Source organism: Acidovorax sp. 1608163, from assembly GCF_003669015.1.
Taxonomy (GTDB): domain Bacteria; phylum Pseudomonadota; class Gammaproteobacteria; order Burkholderiales; family Burkholderiaceae_C; genus Acidovorax.
In genome coordinates, this window is record NZ_CP033069.1 from 1,784,960 (window position 1) to 1,807,951 (window position 22,992).

At 65.9% G+C, this 22,992-nt stretch carries 22 protein-coding genes; 8 read left to right on the top strand and 14 right to left on the bottom strand.

Features of this window, described 5'->3' with window-relative positions; translation table 11 throughout:
* Window positions 1-164 precede the first annotated feature (164 nt).
* Genes EAG14_RS08045 through bluB form a run of 5 tightly spaced genes read left to right on the top strand, consistent with a single transcriptional unit; the run spans window position 165 to window position 4,272 of the window.
* Complete coding sequence (locus tag EAG14_RS08045) at window positions 165-1,100, top strand: ABC transporter substrate-binding protein (protein WP_121728542.1); 936 nt, start codon at window positions 165-167, stop codon at window positions 1,098-1,100.
* Window positions 1,097-2,158 (top strand): iron ABC transporter permease, encoded by a 1,062-nt coding sequence (locus EAG14_RS08050; RefSeq protein WP_121728543.1) that lies wholly within the window; start codon window positions 1,097-1,099, stop codon window positions 2,156-2,158. The genes EAG14_RS08045 and EAG14_RS08050 overlap by 4 nt, the downstream gene beginning before the upstream one ends.
* A gap of 44 nt (window positions 2,159-2,202) precedes the next feature.
* Entirely contained in the window at window positions 2,203-2,997 is a 795-nt protein-coding gene (locus EAG14_RS08055) for an ABC transporter ATP-binding protein (RefSeq protein ID WP_121728544.1), read from the top strand.
* Window positions 2,987-3,556, top strand: a complete 570-nt coding sequence (gene cobO, locus EAG14_RS08060) for a cob(I)yrinic acid a,c-diamide adenosyltransferase (protein ID WP_121728545.1) — start codon at window positions 2,987-2,989, stop codon at window positions 3,554-3,556. The genes EAG14_RS08055 and cobO overlap by 11 nt, the downstream gene beginning before the upstream one ends.
* Before the next feature lie 17 nt (window positions 3,557-3,573).
* Window positions 3,574-4,272: a 5,6-dimethylbenzimidazole synthase gene (gene bluB, locus EAG14_RS08065; RefSeq protein ID WP_121728546.1), complete on the top strand. Its 699-nt coding sequence runs from the start codon at window positions 3,574-3,576 to the stop codon at window positions 4,270-4,272.
* A gap of 55 nt (window positions 4,273-4,327) precedes the next feature.
* Here the strand turns inward: bluB and EAG14_RS08070 are convergent, their stop codons facing one another.
* From EAG14_RS08070 to EAG14_RS08090, 5 genes are all read right to left on the bottom strand, one after another.
* The gene (locus tag EAG14_RS08070) at window positions 4,328-5,191 is read right to left on the bottom strand and encodes a TIGR00730 family Rossman fold protein (RefSeq protein ID WP_121728547.1); all 864 of its coding nucleotides are present in this window, start codon (window positions 5,189-5,191) and stop codon (window positions 4,328-4,330) included.
* A gap of 94 nt (window positions 5,192-5,285) precedes the next feature.
* Entirely contained in the window at window positions 5,286-5,669 is a 384-nt protein-coding gene (gene crcB, locus EAG14_RS08075; protein ID WP_121728548.1) for a fluoride efflux transporter CrcB, read from the bottom strand.
* Between the two features lie 100 nt (window positions 5,670-5,769).
* The gene (locus EAG14_RS08080) at window positions 5,770-7,080 is read right to left on the bottom strand and encodes a TRAP transporter large permease (RefSeq protein WP_205603507.1); all 1,311 of its coding nucleotides are present in this window, start codon (window positions 7,078-7,080) and stop codon (window positions 5,770-5,772) included.
* A 190-nt stretch (window positions 7,081-7,270) separates the two neighbouring features.
* On the bottom strand, window positions 7,271-7,807 hold the full coding sequence (locus EAG14_RS08085) for a TRAP transporter small permease (protein WP_121728549.1): 537 nt from the start codon (window positions 7,805-7,807) through the stop codon (window positions 7,271-7,273).
* Entirely contained in the window at window positions 7,807-8,814 is a 1,008-nt protein-coding gene (locus EAG14_RS08090; protein ID WP_121728550.1) for a TRAP transporter substrate-binding protein, read from the bottom strand. The genes EAG14_RS08085 and EAG14_RS08090 overlap by 1 nt, the downstream gene beginning before the upstream one ends.
* Window positions 8,815-8,993: 179 nt before the next feature.
* Between EAG14_RS08090 and EAG14_RS08095 the strand changes: the two genes are divergently transcribed.
* Genes EAG14_RS08095 through EAG14_RS08105 form a run of 3 tightly spaced genes read left to right on the top strand, consistent with a single transcriptional unit; the run spans window position 8,994 to window position 14,288 of the window.
* Window positions 8,994-9,566 carry a winged helix DNA-binding protein gene (locus EAG14_RS08095; RefSeq protein WP_121728551.1) on the top strand — a complete coding sequence of 191 codons (573 nt, stop codon included), beginning with the start codon at window positions 8,994-8,996 and terminating at the stop codon, window positions 9,564-9,566.
* A gap of 55 nt (window positions 9,567-9,621) precedes the next feature.
* Window positions 9,622-10,626: a TRAP transporter substrate-binding protein gene (locus EAG14_RS08100; RefSeq protein ID WP_240456968.1), complete on the top strand. Its 1,005-nt coding sequence runs from the start codon at window positions 9,622-9,624 to the stop codon at window positions 10,624-10,626.
* Between the two features lie 2 nt (window positions 10,627-10,628).
* Window positions 10,629-14,288 (top strand): hydantoinase B/oxoprolinase family protein, encoded by a 3,660-nt coding sequence (locus tag EAG14_RS08105; protein ID WP_121728552.1) that lies wholly within the window; start codon window positions 10,629-10,631, stop codon window positions 14,286-14,288.
* 197 nt (window positions 14,289-14,485) lie between these two features.
* On the opposite strand, the gene mnhG is transcribed toward EAG14_RS08105, so the two are convergent.
* From mnhG to EAG14_RS08150, 9 genes are all read right to left on the bottom strand, one after another.
* The gene (gene mnhG, locus EAG14_RS08110) at window positions 14,486-14,857 is read right to left on the bottom strand and encodes a monovalent cation/H(+) antiporter subunit G (RefSeq protein WP_099655832.1); all 372 of its coding nucleotides are present in this window, start codon (window positions 14,855-14,857) and stop codon (window positions 14,486-14,488) included.
* Entirely contained in the window at window positions 14,854-15,132 is a 279-nt protein-coding gene (locus EAG14_RS08115) for a K+/H+ antiporter subunit F (protein ID WP_099655831.1), read from the bottom strand. The genes mnhG and EAG14_RS08115 overlap by 4 nt, the downstream gene beginning before the upstream one ends.
* Window positions 15,129-15,629: a Na+/H+ antiporter subunit E gene (locus tag EAG14_RS08120; protein WP_099655830.1), complete on the bottom strand. Its 501-nt coding sequence runs from the start codon at window positions 15,627-15,629 to the stop codon at window positions 15,129-15,131. Before EAG14_RS08120 ends, EAG14_RS08115 begins: the two co-directional genes overlap by 4 nt.
* The gene (locus EAG14_RS08125; protein ID WP_121728553.1) at window positions 15,626-17,374 is read right to left on the bottom strand and encodes a monovalent cation/H+ antiporter subunit D; all 1,749 of its coding nucleotides are present in this window, start codon (window positions 17,372-17,374) and stop codon (window positions 15,626-15,628) included. The genes EAG14_RS08120 and EAG14_RS08125 overlap by 4 nt, the downstream gene beginning before the upstream one ends.
* Complete coding sequence (locus tag EAG14_RS08130; protein ID WP_099655828.1) at window positions 17,371-17,757, bottom strand: Na+/H+ antiporter subunit C; 387 nt, start codon at window positions 17,755-17,757, stop codon at window positions 17,371-17,373. Before EAG14_RS08130 ends, EAG14_RS08125 begins: the two co-directional genes overlap by 4 nt.
* Entirely contained in the window at window positions 17,757-20,711 is a 2,955-nt protein-coding gene (locus tag EAG14_RS08135; RefSeq protein ID WP_121728554.1) for a monovalent cation/H+ antiporter subunit A, read from the bottom strand. Before EAG14_RS08135 ends, EAG14_RS08130 begins: the two co-directional genes overlap by 1 nt.
* 167 nt (window positions 20,712-20,878) lie before the next feature.
* A complete protein-coding gene (locus EAG14_RS08140; protein WP_121728555.1) occupies window positions 20,879-21,280 on the bottom strand; it encodes a helix-hairpin-helix domain-containing protein in 402 nt (133 codons plus the stop codon).
* A 49-nt stretch (window positions 21,281-21,329) separates the two neighbouring features.
* Window positions 21,330-22,487, bottom strand: a complete 1,158-nt coding sequence (gene lapB, locus EAG14_RS08145; protein WP_121728556.1) for a lipopolysaccharide assembly protein LapB — start codon at window positions 22,485-22,487, stop codon at window positions 21,330-21,332.
* On the bottom strand, window positions 22,477-22,806 hold the full coding sequence (locus tag EAG14_RS08150; RefSeq protein WP_099741440.1) for a lipopolysaccharide assembly LapA domain-containing protein: 330 nt from the start codon (window positions 22,804-22,806) through the stop codon (window positions 22,477-22,479). Before EAG14_RS08150 ends, lapB begins: the two co-directional genes overlap by 11 nt.
* Between the last annotated feature and the right edge of the window lie 186 nt (window positions 22,807-22,992).

The window sequence follows — 22,992 nt, forward strand, 5'->3', positions numbered from 1 at the left end:
TCACCCCCTGAGTCGCGTCGCGCCTTCCCCCTCTCTCGCTTCGCGGGAGGGGAACGCCGTCCGTGCGGCGGGGCGGCCCTTGCACGACGGCCCTGGTCTGGATCGAGCCAGTTTCGAGCGCGGTGGGTTGCTTTGTACAGCAACGAATTCACTGAGATAGAACTATGAAACCCATCCCCGTGCGCCGCATCCTCTGGGTGATCGCCATCCTCATCGTTCTGGGCCTGCTCATGGCCGGACTGGCGCGGGCGCAGCCCGTGCAGGTCACCGACGACCGGGGTCGTGCGGTGACGCTGTCGCGCCCGCCCCAGCGCATCGTGAGCCTGCTGCCATCGCTCACCGAAACCATCTGCGCGCTCGACCAATGCCACCGCCTGGTGGGCGTGGACCGTTATTCCAACTACCCCGCCAGCGTGCAAAAGCTGCCCAAGGTGGGCGGTGGGCTGGACCCCAACATCGAGGCCATCGTGGCCCTGCGCCCCGATGTGGTGGTGATGTCCGTCTCATCCCGCGCGGGCGAGCGGCTGGAGGCGCTGGGCGTTAAGGTCGTCACGCTGGAGCCCAAAACCCATGCCGACGTGCAGCGCGTGCTGGGCACCATGGCCCGCCTGCTGGGCCAGCCCGACGATGCCGCGCGCAAGGTGTGGCGCGTGATCGATGCCGCTGTGTCTGCCGCCGCTCAGAGCCTGGCGCCCGAGGCCCGCAACACCCGCGTGTACTTTGAAGTGAGCCGCGGCCCCTACGGCGCGGGCGAGTCGTCGTTCATTGGCGAGACGCTCACGCGCCTGGGCGTGAAGAACATCGTGCCCGTCTCGCTGGGGCCCTTTCCGCGCCTGAACCCCGAGTTTGTGGTGCGCGCCAACCCCGACCTCATCATGATGGGCAACCGCAGCATGCAGAACATGGTGCCGTACCCAGGGTGGGACACCATCAAGGCCGTGCGCGAGCAGCGCCTGTGCGTGTATGGGCCCGACGATTCGGACACCGTGGTGCGCCCCGGCCCCCGCATGGCCGAGGCCGCCCGGCTGATGGCCCAGTGCATCAACGACAAAATGGCCCGCAAACCCCAGACGGCCAACTCCCCAGCCACCCGGCCATGAGCGATTCCACTCTGCCTCCCGCCGCCGTCCGCATCACTGCGCCCCATGCGGGCGTGACCCCATCGCGCCAACGGGCTGTGTGGCTGCTGCTGGCGCTGGCCGCGCTGTCGGTGCTGCTCACCGGCCTGGGTGCCAGCGTGGGCAGCACCGGGTTTGACAGCGTGCTGCGCCTGGCCGACGACCCCCTGGCTGCCCGCATCGTGTGGGACATTCGCCTGCCGCGCAGCCTGGGTGCGTGGCAGGCGGGGGCGCTGCTGGGCCTGGCGGGCGCCGTGGCGCAGGGGCTGTTTCGCAACCCATTGGCCGACCCGTTCTTGCTGGGCAGTGCCTCGGGCGCATCGTTGGGCGTGGCGCTGGCCATGGCGCTGTTTGGCGTGGCGCCTGCCACCGTGTGGCTGGCCAAGCTGGGCCTCACGGGGGCGGCCTTTGTGGGCGCTGTGCTGGCCGTGCTGCTCACGCTGCAGCTGGCGCGTGGCGTGCAGCACACCCTGCGCCTGCTGCTGGCCGGGGTGATTGTGGGCGTGGTGCTGGGTGCTGTCAAAGACCTCATCACGCTGGCCGCGCCCGACATCATTCCGTCCATGCAGGGCTTTAACCTGGGCAGTGCGGGCTTCATCGGCTGGGCGTCTTGCGTGCTGATGGCCGCGGCTTGGTGCGTGTGCGCCGCAGCGGCCTGGGTGTTCAGCCGCGCACTCGATGGGTTGAGTTTGGGCGAGGCCACTGCCACCAGCCTGGGCCTGCCGCTGGCCCCCATGCGCCTGGCGCTGGTGGCGGTGCTGGCCCTGGCCACCGGCACCGCCGTGGCGCAGACGGGGCTCATCGCCTTTGTGGGGCTGGCTGCGCCGCACCTGGTGCGCTCCATGGCCAAGGTCACCCACGCCTGGTTGGTGCTGCTGGCCAGCCTGATGGGCGGCGTGTTGCTGATGGGCGCCGATGTGCTGGCCCGCTGGGTGATTGCCCCGCAAGAGCTGCCGGTGGGCGTGCTCACGGCCGTGCTGGGCGGTGGCTACCTGCTGTGGCTGATGCACCGGCGCACCGGACAAGGGGGCGTGCTGTGACCACATTGCATGCTCCTGAAATAATAGCTATCCACGCTCACCAGATGGGCGCTAGCGTGGGTAAATGCCCCATATTGCAAGACATTCATCTGCCGCTGCTGGCCGGGTGCTGGACGAGCATCGTCGGCCCCAATGGCGCAGGCAAATCCACCTTGCTGCGCGCACTGGCGGGGCTGATGCCGCACACCGGCACGGTGCACCTGCTGGGCCGCGCGCTGGCCGACTGGCCCCGGCGCGACAAGGCGCGGGCGCTGTCGTGGCTGGGGCAGAACGAAGCCGCGGCCGACGACCTCACCGTGTACGACGTGGCCATGTTGGGCCGCCTGCCGCACCAGCCCTGGCTGGCCCCGCCCAGCGCGGCCGACCACGCGGCGGTAGAGCAAGCCCTGCGCGCCACCCACGCGTGGGACTGGCGCCAGCGCACGCTGGGGGGCTTGTCGGGCGGCGAGCGCCAGCGCGTGCTGCTGGCCCGTGCCCTGGCCGTGCAGGCCCAGGTGCTGCTGATGGACGAACCCCTGGCCAACCTCGACCCCCCGCACCAGGCCGACTGGCTGCTGCTGGTGCGCGCGCTGGTGGCCGAGGGCAAGACCGTGGTCAGCGTGCTGCACGAGGTCTCGATGGCGCTGCAGGCCGACCACGTGGCCGTGCTGGCGCGTGGCCGTGTGGTGCACCACGGCGCAGCGGCAGACCCCGCCACCCACCGCGCCGTAGAACGCGTGTTTGACCGCCGCATTGCCATCCACAGCGTGGCCGGGCAATGGATGGCGCTGCCGCAGTTGCACGCTACGGCTGTGCCACCTTCCAATGATTTGAACGAGAGCCCACCCCATGCAAATTGAAGCCGCCCCCACCGAAAAGCGCTACGAAAAACCCGAGGGCGAGCGCCGTGGCCTCGTCATCGTCAACACCGGCGACGGCAAGGGCAAAAGCACGGCCGCCTTTGGCCTGGCACTGCGCGCCCATGGCCGGGGCAAGGCCGTCAAGATCTACCAGTTCATGAAAGTGCCCACGGCCCGCTTTGGCGAGCACCGCATGTTCGAGCAGATCGGCATCCCCATCGAAGGCCTGGGCGACGGCTTCAGCTGGAAGAGCCAGGACCTGGAGCACTCTGCCCAACTCGCCCGCGATGGCTGGGAAAAAGCCCGCGCCACCATCATGGCGGGCGAGCATTTTTTGGTGGTGCTGGACGAAATCACCTACCCGCTGATTTACGGCTGGCTGCCGCTGGAAGGCGTGCTGCAAACCCTGCGCGACCGGCCCAAGGACGTGCACGTGGTGCTCACGGGCCGTCGTTGCCCTGAAGAGATCATCGAGCTGGCCGACACGGTGACCGAAATGAAGCTCATCAAACACGCGTTCAAGGCCGGGGTGCCTGCGCAGCGCGGCATTGAGGACTGAGCGCTCTGTTTGTACCCATGTCCGCAACAGAGCCCACCACGCCCACCGTTCCAGCCCAGCCCTACACCGAGGCCGAGCGCCGTGCGGTGTACCGCGCCATTGACGAGCGGCGCGACATGCGCCACTTTGCGGGCGGTGCGGTGGCACCCGAGGTGCTGCAACGGCTGCTGCGGGCGGCACACCACGCGCCCAGCGTGGGCTTCATGCAGCCGTGGCGCTTCATCCGCATCACACGCCCTGTGCTGCGCCAGCAATTGCACGGGGTGGTAGAGGCCGAACGCCTGCTCACCGCCGATGCGCTGGGTGTGCGGCGCGAGGAGTTCATGCGGCTCAAAGTACAAGGGGTGCTCGACGCTGCCGAGCTGTTGGTAGTGGCTTTGGCCGATGGGCGCGAGGCCCACATCTTTGGCCGTCGCACGCTGCCGCGCATGGACTTGGCGTCTGCTGCCTGCGCCATCCAGAACCTGTGGCTCGCCGCCCGCGCCGAAGGCCTGGGCATGGGCTGGGTGTCCATCTTCGACCCGGCTGCCGTGGCCGCGCTGGTGGGCATGCCAGCAGGGGCCGAGCCCATTGCACTGCTGTGCCTGGGGCCGGTGCACGGCTTTTACGAAGAGCCCATGCTGCAGCAAGAGCGCTGGGCCCAGCGTGCACCGCTGGCCAGCGTGGTGTTTGACGACGCGTGGGGCGTTGCGTCGTCCGTGGTTTCGCCAGAATAGGACGGGCCCTTGGAGCCCAGCCCGGCCCGGTCTCGGGGCTGGGCAGCGGTGGCGCTCAGAGCTGGTAGAACGCCTTGATGTAGTCCCAGGCTTCCTGCGGGTCGTCCGTGTAGTGGAAGAGCTTGAGGTCTTGCGCCGAGATGGTGCCTTCTTCGACCAGCGCCTCGAAGTTGATGAGTTTCTTCCAGAACGCGGTGCCGCACAGCACGATGGGCACGGGCTTGGCCTTGCCGGTTTGCACTAGCGTCATCACTTCAAACAGCTCGTCCAGCGTGCCAAAGCCGCCGGGGAAGGCCACCAGGGCCTTGGCGCGCATCATGAAGTGCATCTTGCGCAGCGCGAAGTAGTGGAACTTGAAGCACAGCGAGGGCGTGATGTAGGGGTTGCCGCTTTGCTCGTGGGGCAGGGCAATGTTCAGGCCCACGTTCAGCGCGCCTTCGTCGTGCGCGCCGCGGTTGGCGGCTTCCATGATGCCGGGGCCGCCGCCGGTGCAGATGTACAGGCGCTCGGACTCGGGCTTGCCATTGCTGTATTGGGCGACCAGGCGCGAGAACTGGCGGGCCAGGTCGTAGTGCTGGGCATTGCGCACGGCCTGCTTGGCGCGGGCAATCAGCGTGGTGTCGCCATTGGTCTGGGCATCGGCCAGTTGTTTTTGCGCGGCTTCGGGGTCGACAAAGCGGGCGCTGCCAAACACCACCACGGTGTTTTCAATGCCCTGGTCGGCCTGGCCCAGGTCGGGCTTGAGCATTTCAAGCTGGAAGCGGATGCCGCGCGTTTCGCGGCGGAAGAGGAACTCAGGATCGGCAAACGCCATGCGGTATGCGTCAGAGTGCAGCGGGTTGCCGTTGGTAGCGTGTGTGTGCAGATCAGCCCAGGCATCGGCCAGGCGGCGTTCGTTGAGTTGGGTGTTGGCTTCCATAGAGGTCTGATTCAAGAGGTGCAAATGGAGGAGGGGCCAGTGGCCGGAGCATGCGCTGCCACTGTCGTTCTATATGGGGCTGAAGGCTTGTATATCAAGCGCGAGAAGCTATCAAAAGAGTAGCGTTGTGAATGCCCAGCGCGGTCAGCACCAGGGAGCCCAGCAGATGCACTGCCGTGGTGCCCAAGGCCATCAGGTAGCGCTGCTGCTGCAGCATGCTGACCACCTCGGCAGAGAAGCTGGAGAACGTGGTGAGGCCGCCGAGAAAGCCGGTGACCAAGGCCAGGCGCCAGGCTGGGTCCAGCTGGGGCAGGGCCTGGAATACCGCCACGCACACGCCAATCAGGTAACCCCCGATCAGGTTGGCGGCCAGGGTGCCCCAAGGTATCAGCCCGCCGGGGCTCAGCCACAGCCCCAGTTGCCAACGCGCAAGCGCGCCCAAGCTGGCTCCAATACAGATGGCAAGGGGGGCAATCATGGGGCGCGATTCTAGGCCAAGACGATGGCAGGCTTGGCACCATCTGCGCCTTGCCTGCGCCCACCTGCGCGCGAGGCTTGCAGGGCGCCTGTGGCTGCGCTTATTGTTCCTTGCCCATCACCAAATCGGGCAGGATGGTCACGATCTGCGGGAACAAGGTGATCAGGCCAATGCACACCACCAGGCACAGGAAGAACGGGATGGCAGCGCGCGCGATCGTGTTGCTGTCCTTGCCCGTCATGTTCTGCAGCACGAAGAGGTTGAAGCCCACAGGCGGAGTGACCTCGGCGATCTCGACCAGCAGCACGATGAAGATGCCGAACCAGATCAGGTCGAACCCGGCCTGCTGGATCATGGGCAGCACCACGGCGCTGGTGAGCACGATCATGCTGATGCCGTCCAGCGCCGTGCCCAGCACCAGGTACACCAGCACCAGCACGCTGATCAGCGCGAACGGCGACAGGTGCATGGCGTTGACCCATTCGGCCAGCTCGCGCGGGATACCAGTGAAGGCCATGGTCTTGGTGAGGAAGGCGGCACCCGCCAGGATGAACATGATCATGCAACTGGTGCGCGTGGTGCCCATCAGGCCTTCCTTGAAGTTCTGCCAGGTGAGCGAGCGGCTCCACAGCGCAAGGCCCAGCGAACCCACCACGCCGTAGGCCGCGCATTCGGTGGCGGTGGCGTAGCCCGTGACGAGCACGGCCACGATGAAGACGATGAGCACACCCACGGGAATCAGGTTGCCCGACAGGCGGATTTTTTCGCGCAGCGTGGTGGGTGGGTCGGCTGCGGGCACCTTGTCGGGGTTGCGCAGGCTCCACCAGCCGATGTAGCCAGAGAACAGCAGCATCAAGAGGATGCCCGGCAGGAAGCCCGCCAGGAAGATGCGGATGATGGATGCATCGGCCGCCACGGCATACACCACCATGGTGATGGAGGGCGGAATCAAAATGCCCAGCGTGCCCGCCGTGGCCAGCGAGCCCAGGGCCAGCTTCTCGTCATAGCCACGCTTCATCAGCTCGGGCAGTGCGACCTTGCTGATGGTGGCGCAGGTGGCGGCCGACGAGCCTGAGACTGAGCCAAAGATGCCGCAGCCCAGGATGGTGGTGTGCATCAACCGGCCGGGAATGCGGTTGAGCCAGGGGCGCAGGCCCTCAAACATTTCCTCGGACAGCTTGGTGCGAAACAGGATCTCGCCCATCCAGATGAACAGGGGCAGGGCGGCCAGCTCCCAGCTCGCATTGCTTTCCCAAAAGGCGGAAAACAGGTTCTTGGCCGGTTGTGTGGACGTGAAGAACGCCTGCCCCACCCAGCCGCAGATCGCCAAGGTCATGGCGATCCACACACCGCCGGACAGCAGCACCATCATGAGCAGCAGCAGGACGCCACCCACCATCAAGATATCCATATCGAACTTTCTGGGCTGCGGGTGCTATGCCCGATGCAGCCTGTTGTTATCGGTATTCACACCGCACTGCGCTTGCAGTGCAACGCAAAAACGGGCGCGGCAAAAAACCAGTGCCACCGTGGAACCGGCTTTGCCGGGCCAGGGGTGGCGTCCCCCGCCGGGGGAAGGCGCGCAGCGCCTCAGGGGGGCTTCATATGTCAGAGGAAAAGTCGCCCTTCGCATGGCGCTCCTCCACCGCGCGCACGAAGGTGGGCACGCCGCCGCGCAGCACGATGATGAATTCATCGACCACGGCCACCCACAGCAGCACCGAGCCGAAGGCAAAGCTCAGCTGCGGAATCCACAGCGGCATGGGCAGCAGGCCCTGCGCAATGTCGTTGAACTCCCAGCTCTCGTAGGTGTAGCTGCAGGCCGCCCACATGAGGTAGCCCACGGCCACCGAGCCGATGGCCAGCGACACCACCTCGAGCTGGCGGCATCGGCGCGGCGAGAGCTTTTCCAGCAGCAGCGTCACGCGCACGAAGTCGCCGTGCTTGAAGGCATGGGCCATGGCCAGAAACGCGGCCGCTGCGCAGAACCAGGCCACGATGTCGTTGATGGCCCCTGTGCGCAGGCCCAGCTCGCGCATGATGCTCTGCGCGATCATGAGCACGCAGATCAGGGCAATGCACGTCGCGCCAGCAGCGCCAGCGGCCAGGTAGATCCAGTCGAGACAGCGGCGCAGCATCACTTCTTGGCCGGTGCGGCGGCGGGGGCACTCTTGCGGTAGGCCGCGATGATGGCTTCCCCGTCAGGGCCTGCCTTCTTGAGCCAGTCGCTCAGCATGATGTCGCCCACCTGGCGCATGTCGGCCATGAGCTTGGGCGCGGGGGTGACGATCTTCATGCCCTTCTCGATCAGGGCTTTCTTGTACCACTCGGTCTTGTCCTCGCTGAGCTTCCAGCCGCGCGATTCAGCCTCGGTCGATGCCTTGAGCAGTGCGTCCTGGCTGGGCTTGTCCAGTGCGTCAAAGGCCTTCTTGTTCACGATGACCGCGTTCTTGGGCAGCCAAGCTTGGGTGTCGTGAAAGAGCTTGATACTTTCGTAGATCTTGCTGTCGTAGCCGGTGGAGCCCGAGGTCATGGTGGCTTCGACCACGCCGGTGGCCAGCGCCTGCGACAACTCGGCCGCCTGGATGGTGACGGGCTGCGCACCGATGAGCTCGGCGATCTTGGCCGTGGCGGGGCTGTAGGCACGCCACTTGATGCCCCGCAGGTCGGCCACGGAGCCCAGTTCCTTCTTGGAATAGATGCCTTGCGGAGGCCACGCCACGGCGTACAGCAGCTTCATGCCCTGGCTGCCCAGCAGCTTGTCGAGGTAGGGCTTTTGCGCTTCGTACAGGCGCTTGGAGTCGGCATACGAGGTGGCTACAAACGGGATGCCGTCTACACCGTACAGCGGGTTTTCGTTTTCGAAGTTGCCCAGCAGCACCTCGCCAGCCGGGGCTTGGCCACCTTGCACGGCGCGTTTGATTTCGTTGGCCTTGAACAGCGAGGCATTGGCGTGCACTGTGATCTTGAGCTTGCCTGCGGTGGCCGCATCCACGTCCTTGGCGAACTGCATCAGGTTTTCCGTATGGAAATTGCTGACCGGGTAGGCCGCCGCCAAATCCCACTTGGTTTGCGCCTGCGCAGCAGAAGCAAAAATGCCACAGGCCAGGGCCGTGGCAGTGACGGAAAAAATGCGACGCTTCATGGGAGATCTCCGCAGGGTTGAGGTCAATGAAAAGTGACGTGCCACTGTATCGGATGCCTGTTGTGGCGCGCTAGGTGTTTTGCCTGAACGTCAACAAAATGGCATCAAATTATTGTCAACGTGCCTACAATAAAACCGCATGCACATCTTGTGCCAGTCGAATGTTTGAGAGGGTTTTCATGCCAGCCAAGCCAGTCGCCGTTGCAAAAGCCAAGACGCAGCAAGCCCCCAAGACCCAGCGCAGGGCAGAGTCTGGCCCCATTGTTTCGTCGGCCCATCTGGTGTCGGCCCGCAGTGCCGAGATGAGCGAGTTTGAGTTTGGGCTGATCGTCTCGGGCAATGCCTTTCACCGCTGGGTGGTGCATTGCATGGCGGCCGCTGGCCTCAAGGACCTGACGCCGCTGGATGTGTTGGTGCTGCACCACGTCACGCACCGCGCGCGCGACAAGCGTCTGGCAGACATCTGTTTCATCATGAATGTGGAAGACACGCACTTGGTGAATTACGCCCTCAAAAAGCTGCAAGGCCTGGGCGTGGTGGCCTCGCACAAAAGCGGCAAAGAAGTGACCTATGCTGCCACCGACCTGGGGCGATCGCATGTGCAGCGCTACCGCGATATCCGCGAGTCGTGCCTGATCGATGCGCTCAAGGCCGACGACGCACTGAACAAAGACATTGGGGAGCTGGCCCGATTGCTGCGTGTGCTCTCGGGCATGTACGACCAGGCCGCACGCTCGGCCGCGTCTTTGTGAGATGGGGCCGAAGCGAGGCAGGTTCGATTTTGATTCGTTAATTGGGAGCTATGGGATGCAACGACGTGAGATGCTGGGTACGGTGATGGGTGCCCTGGGGGCTGTGGGTGTGATGGGCGCGGGTGTGGGGGATGCGAGGGCTGCGACCCAGTGGAAGCTGGCCACGGGCTACAAGCCAGAGACGCTGCACACGCAGAACATTGAGCAGTTTGCGCGCGATGTGGAGAAAGCCACGGCAGGGGATTTGAAGATTGCGGTGCACCCCAACAACAGCCTGGTCAAGCTGCCAGAAATCCTGGGCGCCGTGCAGTCGGGCAAGGCCGAGGCGGGTGAGATGCTGATGTCGGCCATGGTCAAGGATGTGCCGTTGGCGGGGGCTGACTCGGTGCCTTTCATCGTGTCCTCCTACAAAGACGCCCATCGCCTGTGGCAGTACCAATCGCCCTTGCTTGAAAAGCACCTGATCGATGAAAAGGGCGTGGTGCCGCTGTATGCCGTGCCTTGGCCTCCACAGGGCCTTTTTACCGTGAAACCCGTGCGCACCAAGGCAGATTTTCAGGGCCTGAAAATGCGCACCTACAACGCCACCACGGTGCGCATTGCCGAGCTGTTGGGGGCGCAGTCTGTGGACGTGGCCGCGCCCGACATCCCCAAGGCGCTGGCCTCTGGGCAGATTGACTCCATGATCACCTCGTCGCTCACGGGCGTGGAAAGCCAGATCTGGACGCACACCAAGTACTACTACGAGCTCAACGCCTGGATTCCGAAGAACCTGGTATTTGTGCAGAAGAAGGCGTTGGACGCCCTGTCGCCCGCCACGCGCAAGGCCGTGCTGGAGGCCGCAAAGGCCGCCGAAGAGCGCGGCTGGGCCTTGAGCGAGGCGGCACTGCGGGCGTCGGTGAACGAGCTGCGCAGCCACGGTATGACGATTGACCGCATCTCGCCCGAGCTGAGCAAAGACATCAACCGCTTTGGTGAAAAATTTTCGCGCGAGTGGGTGCGCACCGTGGGCAACGACGCCACGCGTTTGTTTGTTCCCTTCTACACACAGGCACCTTGAGCATGTCGTCTTCTGCACCCTTCATGCCTTTGCGCTGGCAGTTCTGGATCGACCGTGGCGGCACCTTCACCGACGTGGTGGGCCGACGCCCCAACCCGGATGGATCGTTCACGCTGGTCACGCACAAGCTGCTGTCCGAGAACCCCGAGCAATACAAGGACGCCGCTGTGGCGGGCATCCGCCACCTGCTGGGTTTGAAGCCCGGCGAGGCGGTGACTCCCGAGCTGGTGGAGTGCGTGAAGATGGGCACCACGGTGGCCACCAACGCGCTGCTGGAGCGCAAGGGCGAGCCCACGCTGCTCATCACGACCAAGGGCTTCAAGGATGCGCTGCGCATCGCCTACCAGAACCGCCCGCGTTTGTTTGACCGGCGCATCGTGCTGCCCGAGCTGTTGTACGAGCGCGTGATCGAGGCGCAGGAGCGTGTGGGCGCGCAGGGCGAGGTGATCGAGCCGCTGGATGAAGACCACCTCAAGGAACGCCTGTGGGCCGCCTACGACGCGGGCCTGCGCAGCGCCGCCATCGTGTTCATGCACGGTTATCGCTACACCGCACACGAAGAGGCTGCGGCCCGCATTGCGCGCGCAGCGGGCTTTACGCAGGTGAGTGCATCGCACGCTACCAGTCCCATGATGAAGCTGGTGAGCCGGGGCGACACCACGGTGGTGGATGCCTACCTCTCGCCCATCCTGCGCCGCTATGTGGACCAGGTGGCGAGCGAGATGCCGGGCGTGAAGCTGTTCTTCATGCAATCGTCGGGCGGCCTCACGGATGCGCAGGTGTTCCAGGGCAAGGACGCGATACTCTCGGGCCCTGCAGGCGGCATTGTCGGCATGGCACGCACAGCCGGTTTGGCAGGCCACGACAAGGTCATCGGCTTTGACATGGGCGGCACCAGCACCGATGTGAGCCACTACGCGGGCGAGTTTGAGCGCGAGTTCGAGACCCAGGTGGCGGGCGTGCGCATGCGCGCGCCCATGATGAGCATCCACACCGTCGCGGCCGGTGGTGGCTCCATCCTCGGTTTTGACGGCGCGCGCTTCCGCGTGGGCCCCGAAAGCGCCGGTGCCAACCCCGGCCCTGTCAGCTACCGCCGGGGCGGCCCGCTGGCCGTGACCGATGCGAACGTGATGGTGGGCAAGATCCAGCCCGCGCATTTCCCCCAGGTGTTTGGCCACGGCGCCAACGAGGCGCTGGACGGCGATGCCGTGGTGCAGAAATTTGATGCCCTCGCCACGCAGACTGGGCGCAAGGCCGAAGATGTAGCCCACGGCTTCATTCAGATCGCTGTGCAGCAAATGGCCAATGCCATCAAGAAGATCAGCGTGGCACGCGGCTACGACGTGACGCGCTACACGCTGCAGTGCTTTGGCGGCGCGGGCGGTCAGCATGCCTGCCTGGTGGCCGATGCTTTGGGCATGACGCGCGTGTTCGTGCACCCGCTGGCGGGGGTGCTCAGCGCCTACGGCATGGGTCTGGCGGACCAGAACGTGATCCGCGAACAGGCCGTGGAAACCAAGCTCGTGCCCGAGGCGCTGGCAGGCATTGAAGCCACGCTGGAGCAACTGGCCACCACCGCCCGCACCGAGCTGGAGCGCCAGCAGACGGGCAGTGGCACGGCTGTGGTGCACCGGCGGGTGCATGTGCGGTATGAGGGCAGTGATTCGGCACTCATCGTGCCGCTGGGTTCCTTGGCCGAGATCACTGCAGCGTTTGAACAGGCGTACCGCCAGCGTTTCGCCTTTTTGATGCAAGGCAAGGGGCTGGTGGTGGAAGCCGTGTCGGTCGAGGCGGTGGTGCCCGGCGACGCACCGGTGGAGCCACGCCACACGCTGCAGCCCGCGCGCGAGGTGCCGCGCCGCAGCACCGTGCGCATGTACACCGGTGGCGTGGACGGCATGGCCGCATGGCACGACGCCGCCCTGGTGGTGCGCGAGGATTTGCGCCCTGGCGACGTGATCCCCGGCCCCGCCATCATCGCCGAGAAGAACGCCACAACAATAGTCGAGCCCGGCTGGGAGGCCCAACTGACCGACCTGGACCACCTGCTGCTAACGCGCCGCGTGGCGCGCGCCGTGCAGCATGCCGTGGGCACCACGGTGGACCCAGTGCTGCTGGAGGTGTTCAACAACCTGTTCATGAACATTGCCGAGCAGATGGGGCTGCAGCTGCAGAACACGGCGTACTCGGTGAACATCAAGGAGCGCCTGGACTTCAGCTGCGCTCTGTTCGACACCGCGGGCAACCTGATCGCCAACGCACCGCACATGCCCGTGCACCTGGGCTCGATGGGGGAGAGCATCAAGACCGTGATCCGCGAGAACACCGGCAAGATGCAGCCGGGTGATGTGTACGTGCTCAACGATCCGTACCACGGTGGAACGCACCTGCCAGACATCACGGTGATCACGCCGGTCTACCTTGCCGACGAGGCCGCGCCCACGTTCTATGTGGGCAGCCGAGGGCACCATGCGGATGTGGGGGGAGTTACGCCGGGATCCATGCCTCCGTTCTCCACGCGCATCGAGGAAGAGGGCGTGCAGATCAACAACGTGAAGCTGGTCGAGCGCGGCGTGCTGCGCGAGGCGGAGATGATTGCGCTGCTGCAAAGCGGCGAGTACCCGAGCCGCAACCCACAGCAGAACATGGCCGACCTGCGCGCGCAGATCGCAGCGAATGAGAAGGGCCAGCAGGAGCTGCGCCGCATGGTGGGCGAGTTTGGCCTCGACGTCGTTCAGGCCTACATGCGCCATGTGCAGGACAACGCCGAAGAGTCCGTGCGCCGCGTCATCACGCGCCTGAAGGACGGCGCGTTCACGCTGCCGCTGGACAATGGTGCGCAGATCAGCGTGGCGGTGAAGGTGGATGCCAAGAGCCGTAGCGCCACCATCGACTTCACCGGCACCAGCCCGCAGCAGACGAACAACTTCAACGCGCCCACGGCGGTGTGCATGGCCGCGGTGCTGTATGTGTTCCGCACGCTGGTGGATGACGACATTCCGCTCAATGCGGGGTGTCTCAAGCCGCTCAACGTGATCATTCCGCCGGGCAGCATGCTCAACCCCAACCCGCCAGCCTCGGTGGTGGCGGGCAATGTGGAGACTTCGACCTGCATCACCAATGCGCTGTATGGCGCCTTGGGCCTGATGGCGGCGGGGCAGTGCACCATGAACAACTTCACCTTTGGCAGCACGCGCTACCAGTACTACGAGACCATCTCGGGCGGCAGCGGCGCGGGCGGCGTGTGGGATACCAATGGGCAGCTCACTGGCGGTTTTGCAGGCACCAGCGTCGTGCAATGCCACATGACCAACTCGCGCCTGACGGACCCCGAGGTGCTGGAGTTCCGCTTCCCGGTGCGGCTGGAGGGCTACGAGATCCGCAAGGGATCTGGCGGTGCCGGGCAGTACAAGGGCGGCGATGGCGGCATTCGCCGGGTGCGCTTTCTGGAACCGATGACGGCCAGCATTCTGTCCAACGGCCGCCACCATGGCGCGTTTGGCATGGCGGGCGGCCAGCCGGGGGCGGTGGGCATCAACCGGGTGGTGCGCAGCGATGGCCGGGTGGAGCTGCTCGACCACATTGGCCAGGTGCAGATGCAGCCGGGCGATGTGTTTGAAGTCCACACGCCGGGTGGCGGCGGCTTTGGCACGCCTCGGTGATTTTGGAGCGGCTCACACAACGCCCCTGGCGTCGTTGTCCCGTCTGGTCGTACCCTTGTACTGCCTGCGACGGAACGCCTAGCCAGGGCCGCTTCGCTGAGTTGTATTAGCCGCTCTTGATGAAAATGGCCGCTAGCGCTTTCCAATAAAGCGCTAGCAGCTATTGAATTGATAGCAATTGCCAGAGGGCCTCGGCCTCAAGCGCTTTTCTTGGGGCTGCCAGGCGGGGCGCTCAGGCTGGGGGGCACGTTCTTGCCAGCCTGGCGCGCCCTGAACAGGGCCGCGCGCATCAGGAAGATGGTGGTCACCGGCACGGTGATGGCCACAAACACGGCGATCAGGATGGCGTGCAGGGCCAGCTCGCCATCGTCCACCGAGAAGTACAGCACCGTGCCGTGCACGATGCACCAGCAGCCCATGGTGGCAATGATGGAGGGCGTGTGCACGCGCTCAAAAAACGTGGGCAGCCGCAGCAGCCCCAGCGAGCCCAGCAAGGCCAGCCCCGCGCCCAGCAGCACCAGCGCGGCCACCAGCACCTCCAGCCACAGTGGCAGGGCGTGGGCGTTCATTCGATCACCTCGCCGCGCAGCAGAAACTTGGCCATGGCCATGGCGCCCACAAAGCTCAGCACCGCCAGCAGCAGGGCGGCCTCAAAGTAGTTTTTGCTGCTGTAGTGCAAGCCCAGCACCAGCATCAGCAGCATGCCGTTCAGCGCCATGCAATCGAGCGCCAGCACCCGGTCTTGCGCCGAGGGGCCTTTGAGCACGCGGGCCAGTGCGCAGCCCATGGCCAGCACCAGCATGATGAGGGCCACTGGCAGGGCCCATTGCAGCACGGGGTTCATTCAAAAATCTCCATCAGGGGGCGTTCGTAGCGCTGTTGGATGTGGGCGGTGATGGCAGCGGCGTCGTCCAGCTCCAGCACATGCAGCAGCAGGGCACTGCGGTCCAGCGCCAGCTCGGCCCAGGCGGTGCCAGGGGTGATGCACACGATCATGGCCAGGGCGGCCAGGGCGTTGGGGTCGCGCAGCTCCAGTGGAATGCGCACAAACCCGGCCGGGTGGCGACGCCGCCCGGGCGCCAGCAGCAGTCGGGCGACGGCCAGGTTGGATTGCACGGTGTCGGCCATCACCGTGAGCATGAGCCGCAGCACGGCCCCAGGGCGGCGAATGCGCACGGGCGTGGGCCGCAGGCCTGCGGTAAGCACCGGGATGGCCAGCGCCAGCAGGCCGCCCAGCAACACATGCCCGGCGCTGAGCGAGCGGTTGAGCAGCAACCACATGCCCAGCAGCGCCAGGGACAGCAGCGGGGCGGGGAGCAGTTTGTGGAGCCAGTGCTTCATGGCTGGGCCCCTGGCACTGAACCTTGGCGCCCAGCGCTGGCCGGTGCGGCTTTTTGGGCAGGGGCCGGGTTGGGCTTGGGCTGGGCCGACATGACAGCCTGGATGTAGCCCGCAGGGGTGTGCAGGGCGTCGGCCGTGGCCTGGGTGTAGCGCAGCACGGCACCCGCCTGCCAGGCCAGTGCACCGCACACCACCAGCAGCGCGGCCACGGGCAGGCCCTCCAGCACCAGCAGCTTGGGGGCGGCGCGGTCATGGGCGGCCCAGAAATGCAAGATGCCGACCCGCGTCAGCGCCACCAGCGCCAGCAGGCCCGAGCCCACCATCAACGCCACGATGACCCAGGTCAGTGCCCCCGCCGTTGTGGGCAGGTCTGCGCCCAGCCCTAGGGGGTTCAGCAGCGCATGGATCATGGCGAATTTGCCCACAAAGCCGGGCAGGGGCGGCAGGCCCGCGATGACGAGCGTGCAGGCGATGAACGCCAGCCCCAAGAATGCGGCCGCTGCCGGAATCACCTCGCCGATCAACGCTTCTTCCTTGTCGTCCAGGTTCAGCCCCTCACTGGGCACAAGGTCGGCCGAGAGGAAGGGGGCATCGTCCGTGCGCTCGTAGGGGGCGAGGCTGTAGCCGTCGTTGCGCCAACGGTCGATCAGGTCGGTCAACAGGAACAGGGCACTCACGGCCAGGGTGGAGCTGAGCAGGTAGTACAACAAGCCGCCGGTGAGCGGGCTTTGGCCCAGGCCCACCGCCGCCAGCAGCGTGCCCGATGACACGATGGCGCTGAAGCCCGCCAGGTGCCCCAGGCGCTGTGAGCCCAGCATGCCGATGGCGCCAAACACCAGCGTGACCATGCCGCCGCCCACCAGCCAGGCGCTGCCAAACTGGGCCGAGGCCCCAGCGTCCGGGCTGAACAGCAGGGTCCACAGCCGCAAGATCACGTACACCCCCACTTTGGTCATGAGCGCAAACAGAGCGCCCACCGGGGCCGTGGCGGCACTGTAGGCGGGTACCAGCCAGAAGTTGAGCGGCCACACGGCGGCTTTGATGAGAAAGGCCACGCCCAGGATGGCGCAGGCCGCGTGCAGCAGACCGCGGTCGCTATCGGCCACACCGGCCATGCTGCGCGCCAGGTCGGCCATGTTGAGCGTGCCGGTGATGCCGTAGAGCATGGACACGCCAATCAGGAACAGCGATGACGCGGCCAGGTTGATGGCGATGTAGTGCAGGCCGGAGGCCACGCGCGGGCGCCCCGAGCCATGCAGCAGAAGCCCGTAGGAGGCGGCCAGCATGATCTCGAAGAACACAAACAGGTTGAACAGATCGGCCGTGAGGAAGGCCCCGGCTAGCCCCATGAGCTGGAACTGAAACAGCGGGTGAAAGTGCACCCCGGCCCGGTGCCAGCGGGCACTGGCGTACAGCGCCGCAGCCAGGCCCACGGTGCTGCACAGCACCAGCATCATGGCCGAGAGCCTGTCGAGCGCCAGCACGATGCCAAAGGGCGCGGGCCAGTTGCCGGGCAGGTAGATGCCCAGGGTGCCTGGCATGCCGGGCTGCTTGGCTTGTGACAGCAGCAAGATGGCAATCACCAGCCCCAGCAGGGTGGATCCCACGTTCAACAGGATCTTGGTGCGCTGCTGCTCTTCGCGCAGCAGCAGCATGAGCCCGGCGGTGAGCAGGGGCAGCACGATGGGGGCGAGGATGAGGTGCGGCATCCACTGCGCCGCCACCCAGGTGGTGATGGCGTTCATGGCAGCTCCTGGTGCGAGTCTTGCCAGTCAGGCGCATCCTTGGCGTGGGCGCCGTCCACATGGTCGGTGCCTGCCATGCCGCGCGATGCCAGCAGCACCACCAGGAACAGCGCCGTCATGGCAAAGCCGATGACGATGGCGGTGAGGGTGAGCGCCTGGGGCATGGGGTCGGCATAGTGGGCCAGGTCTTGTGGCAGGCCGGGTTGCAGCACGGGTTCCTTGTCGATCGACAGGCCCAGGCGGCCCATGCTGAAGATGAACAGATTGACGGCATACGACAGCAGCGACAGGCCCATGATGACCTGGAAGGTGCGCGGGCGCAGCAGCAGCCACACGCCTGAGCCGGTGAGCACGCCGATGGCCAAGGCCAGAACCATTTCCATCAGCGGTCTCCTTGGTGGGTTGTGGGGGATGGGGTGGGGGGCTGCGCAGCATCGTCGTCGGCTGCGCGGGCATGAAAGCGGTGGCTGCGCACCGACTGGTGGGCAATGGCCGTGAGGATCAGCAAGGTGGAGCCAACGACCAGGGTGAACACGCCGATGTCGAAAAACAGGGCGCTGGCGATGTGCAGCTCACCCACCATCGGCAGGTGCAAATGCGCTGTGTGGCTGGTGAGGAAGGGGTAGCCAAACCACAGCGAACCCAGGCCGGTGGCCAGCGCGGCCAGCATGCCCAGGCCGATCCAGCGGCGCGGGTACAGGGGCAAGTGCGCCTCGACCCAGGTGGTGCCCGAGACGATGTATTGCAGCAGCAGTGCCACCGAGAACACCAGCCCCGCCACAAAGCCGCCGCCGGGCTCGTTGTGCCCGCGCATGAAGAGGTACACGGCCACCATGGTGGCAAATGGCAGCAGCAGCCGCACCAGCACGGCGGGCACGGTGAGGTAGCCGATGGCGGTGTCCACCGTCTGGCGTGGGTTGGCCAGGTCGGTGGCCACGTCGGGTGGCAGCGCGCGTTGCTGCGGGGGCAGGTCCATCACCTCGCGCGCAGGGCGAAAGCGCCGCAGCAGCGCGTACACCGTGAGGGCCACGATGCCCAGCACCACAATTTCGCCAAAGGTGTCAAAGCCCCGGAAGTCCACCAGCATCACGTTGACCACGTTGGTGCCGCCGCCTTCGGTCAGCGCGCGTTCCAGGAAGAAGGTCGAGGTGCTTTCGGGGAAGGGGCGGCTCATCATGGCCAGCGACAGCACGGCCATGCCGCCCCCGGCGATCAGTGCCACGCTCAGGTCGCGCCAGCGGCGCAGCTGGGTGCGGCGCTCTTGCGCCAGGGTGGGCACGCGCAGGCTCTCGTCCCGCTTGGGCAGCCAGCGCAGGCCCAGCAGGATGAGGATGGTTGTCACCACCTCCACCACGATCTGGGTGAGGGCGAGGTCGGGCGCAGAGAACCACAGGAAGGTGATGCACACGCACAGCCCTGCAGCGCCCAGCAGCGTGAGTGCGGCCAGGCGGTGGTATTTGGCCTGCCAGGCGGCCGCCAGGGCGCACACCCCGCCTATGGCCCACAGCAGGGCAAAAATGGGCGACAGGGGCAGGCCCGCACGCTCGCCAATGTGCAAGCCGCGCAGCCACAGGGGCCAGGTGCTGGCCACCAGGGCGGCCAAAACCAGCCACAGCATTTGCCATTGCAGCCGGCGCGTGCCCAGCAGGCGCTTGCCTGCGCGGCCCGCCATGCTGGCGCGGGCCAGGGCGGCTTCAAACAGGCGTTGGCCGTTCAGGCGGTGCATCAGCGGTGGTGCGTCGATGGTGCCGCGCGTGCGCTGCTGGCGCAGCAGCAGGTACAGCGCGATGCCCCCGCCCAGGGCCACCAGGCTCATGATGAGCGGCATGTTGATCCCGTGCCAGATGGCCAGGCTGTACTCGGGCAGCTCACCGCCCACCACAGGCCGGGCAGCAGCGGCCAGATAGGCGCCCACCGACCATGCGGGCAGGGTGCCCACGACCACGCAGGCCAGCACCAGCAACTCCACCGGCACGCGCATCCAGTGCGGGGGCTCGTGCGGGGCCAGGGGCAGGTCGGTGGCGCGAGGGCCCCAGAACACGTCCACCGTGAAGCGCAGGGAGTACGCCACGCTGAACATGCCCGCCACGGTGGCAGCGATGGGCAGCAGCCACTGCAGCCAGGGGGTGGCGTCGACCAGCACGGCTTCGGCAAAGAACATTTCCTTGGACAGGAAGCCATTGAGCAGCGGCACACCGGCCATGGCCGCACTGGCCACCATGGCCAGCGTGGCGGTGATGGGCATCATGCGCCGCAGGCCCCACAGGCGGCGGATGTCGCGCGTGCCGCTTTCATGGTCCACAATGCCGGCCGCCATGAAGAGCGATGCCTTGAAGGTGGCGTGGTTCATGATGTGGAACACGGCGGCCACGGCGGCCAGCGGGCTGTTGAGGCCCAGCAGCAGCGTAATGAGGCCCAGGTGCGAGATGGTCGAGTAGGCCAGCAGCCCCTTGAGATCGTGCTGGAACATGGCGGCATAGCCCCCCACCAGCAGCGTGCACAGCCCGGCCCCGCCCACCAGCCAGAACCAGGGCTCGGTGCCGCTGAGCACGGGCCACAGCCGGGCCAGCAGAAACACCCCGGCCTTCACCATGGTGGCCGAGTGCAGGTAGGCCGACACCGGCGTGGGGGCCGCCATGGCGTGCGGCAGCCAGAAGTGAAAGGGAAACTGCGCGCTCTTGGTGAGGGCGCCCAAGAGAATCAGCACCAGCGCCGTGAGGTACAGCGGGTGCGCCTGGACTTGGGCGGCCGAGGCCAGCACCTGGTCCAGCTCGTAGCTGCCGACGATGTGCCCCAGCACCAGCATGCCCGCCAGCATGCACAGCCCGCCGGTGCCCGTCACCGTGAGCGCCATGCGCGCTCCGCGCCGCGCATCTTTGCGGTGGTGCCAGTAGCCAATCAGCAAAAACGAGAACAGGCTCGTCAGCTCCCAGAACAGGGCGATCTGGACGAGGTTGCCCGACAGCACCACGCCCACCATGGCCCCCATGAAGGCGAGAAAGAATGAGAAGAAGCGGGGTACCGGGTCGGCCGCTGACATGTAGTAGCGCGCATACAGCACCACCAGGCTGCCTACGCCCAACACCAGCATGCAGAACATCCACGCAAAGCCGTCCATGCGCAGCACCAGGTTCAGCCCCAGCTGCGGTATCCATTCGATGCTTTGGTGCAGCACGCCGCCATGGGCGATGTCTGGGAAATACAGTGCGGCCTGCACGGTGCAAAACACGGCGATCAGGCCTGCCAGGGTGGATTCGGTGTTGCGTGCGTTGGCGGGCAGCACTGCCGCCAGCAGGCTACCCAGAAAGGGAAGGAGTAAGAGTGTGATCAGGGGCATGCCCGGCCCATTCTAGGAGGTGCATGGGCGCACCTGCGTAAAAGGGCGGTGTGGGCTTGGGCTTTTTGGGGAGGCGGAACAAAGCCTGGCACACCTGTCAGCGCCCATTCATGGGCGAATGTGGTGGATCCCACTCTGCCTTCTCGGCGTGCGGGCCGCCGCCTGGGTCAGGGCTTGGGCGGCGCGCTGGGGCTTGGTGGCTGGCTTGGAGGGGTGCCTCCTGCTTGTTTGGTGCGGGTTGCACCATGGCTGCTGCCGTCTGCTTTGGCTTTTGCCTTTTCCTGCGCTCTGGCCCAGGCTGTGGCATTGAATCGCTTGCCCTGCACCGTCATACCGCCCGAGGAGAACTTGGTGGCGGTTTTCTCGCCAATGCCTTTGACACGCTCAATCAGGTCGGCCCAGTCTTTGAACTCGCCCTTGTCGCGCTCTGCCAGGATGCGCTCTGACAACCCGGGGCCAATGCCGTAGATGCCGTTGAGCTCGGCCTCGGAGGCCTGGTTCACATCGACCGCCGCAAACGCTGCCGATGCAAAAAGCAGGGCGATGGAGATCAGCAATTTCTTCAGCATGGTGGCTCCTGGATGGCTTGGCTTAGCTTGAGGGCAGGTGGCTGGGCGCTCAGAGTTCTTCCACGCGCCGCGCTGGGTAACTGTCCCAGGTCTGGCAGCCGGGGCATTGCCAAAAATGCTGGCGCGCTTCAAAGCCACAGGCCGCGCAGCGGTAGCGCGTGAGGGGCTTCACCGCGTGGTCCAGCGCACGCTGGATCTGGGGGTGGAACTCGTCATGCTCCAGCTTTTCACCGGCCAGCCACTTGGCGGCAGCCACCAGCGATCGCTCTTTGTCCAGGTGCTGCACGTAGCGTTGGCGTGCCGTGCTTTGGGTGGCATCGTCGGCCGTTTCCATGGCCACGATGCTTTCGAGCACGTCCAGGCTGGGGGCTTGCGCGTAGTGCGCCAGCAGGCGTTGGTGCACCTCGGCCTGGCGTGCGGTGGCGTTGCCTGCTTCCACCATCAGCGGGGCGGCCAGGGGCAGGGCGGCCGGTGTGCGCTCGCCCAGCGTTTGCAAGGTGTCGAGCACGGCATGGGGCTGGCCCATGAGCTGCAACAGGCGGGCCATTTCCACGCGGGGGCGGGCGGCATCGGGGGCGGCGGCAATGGCTTGCTCCAGCAGCGCCTGGGCGCCGGGGCGGTCACCTTGGGCGCTCAGGGCCAAGGCCTGCTCGCACAGGTAGTGGGCCTGGCGCGTGCTGAAGTCGCCCTGGTCGGCTTCGTGCATCTTGCGGGCAATGCTGGCGGCATGCGGCCAGTCGCGTGAGCGCTCGTAAATGGCCAGCAGCGCCAGACGGGCCTGTGCTTCAAACGGCGTGCCTTCCAGCCGGTTCAGTGCGTCTTCGGCGCGGTCCAGCAGCCCGGCTTTCAAAAAGTCGAGCGCCAGGGCGTGTTGGGCCCGTTCACGGTCGGCGGCAATCAAGTCGCCGCGCGAGAGCAGGTGCTCGTGCACGCGCACGGCGCGGTCGTACTCGCCCCGGCGGCGAAACAGGTTGCCCAGGGCAAAGTGCAGCTCCGAGGTGTCGGGGTCGTTCTGCACGGCCTCGATGAAGGCGTCGATGGCCTGGTCTTGCTGCTCGTTGAGCAGAAAGTTCAGGCCCTTGAAGTAGGCCTTGGGGGCGCGGCGGTTTTCGGCGCGCAGCTGGCGCAAGTCAAAGCGCGATGCCAGCCAGCCCAAGACAAAGGCCACTGGCAGGCCCAGCAGCATCCAGGTGACATCAAATTCCATGGACAGGCGGGTAGTCGTTAGGGGTGGAGGCGGGTGCAGTGGCCGCAGGGGCCGTGGCTTGTGTGGGTGACGGGGTTGCCGCTGCCTGCTGGGCTTGGGCCTTCAAGGCGATGTTGCGGTGCCGCCACCAGCGCGGCACCATGCCCAGCACGCCGGTTGCCAAGCCTGCGGCAAAGGCCGTGAGCACCACCAGCACCAGTGGGGCACGCCACTGCGTGCCAAAAAAGAAATGGACCGTGGCGTCTTGCTGGTTGTTCAGCGCAAACGCAAACAGGGTAAAGAAAATGGCTGCCTTGAGCAGCCACAGGAGGTATTTCATGGTGTCCCCGGTGGTGGGGCGATTCTAAGAGCTTGCCCGAGGGGTTTTCGCCGGGTGCTCTGTGGTGTGTCTGTTTGGGCAACGGTGCGTAGTCGGGCACGTTGGGCGCTGAATATTCAGCAAAAATAGGCTCTAGCGCTTGATATATAAGCGTAAGAAGCTATCAATTTTGATGTGCCTGAGGCT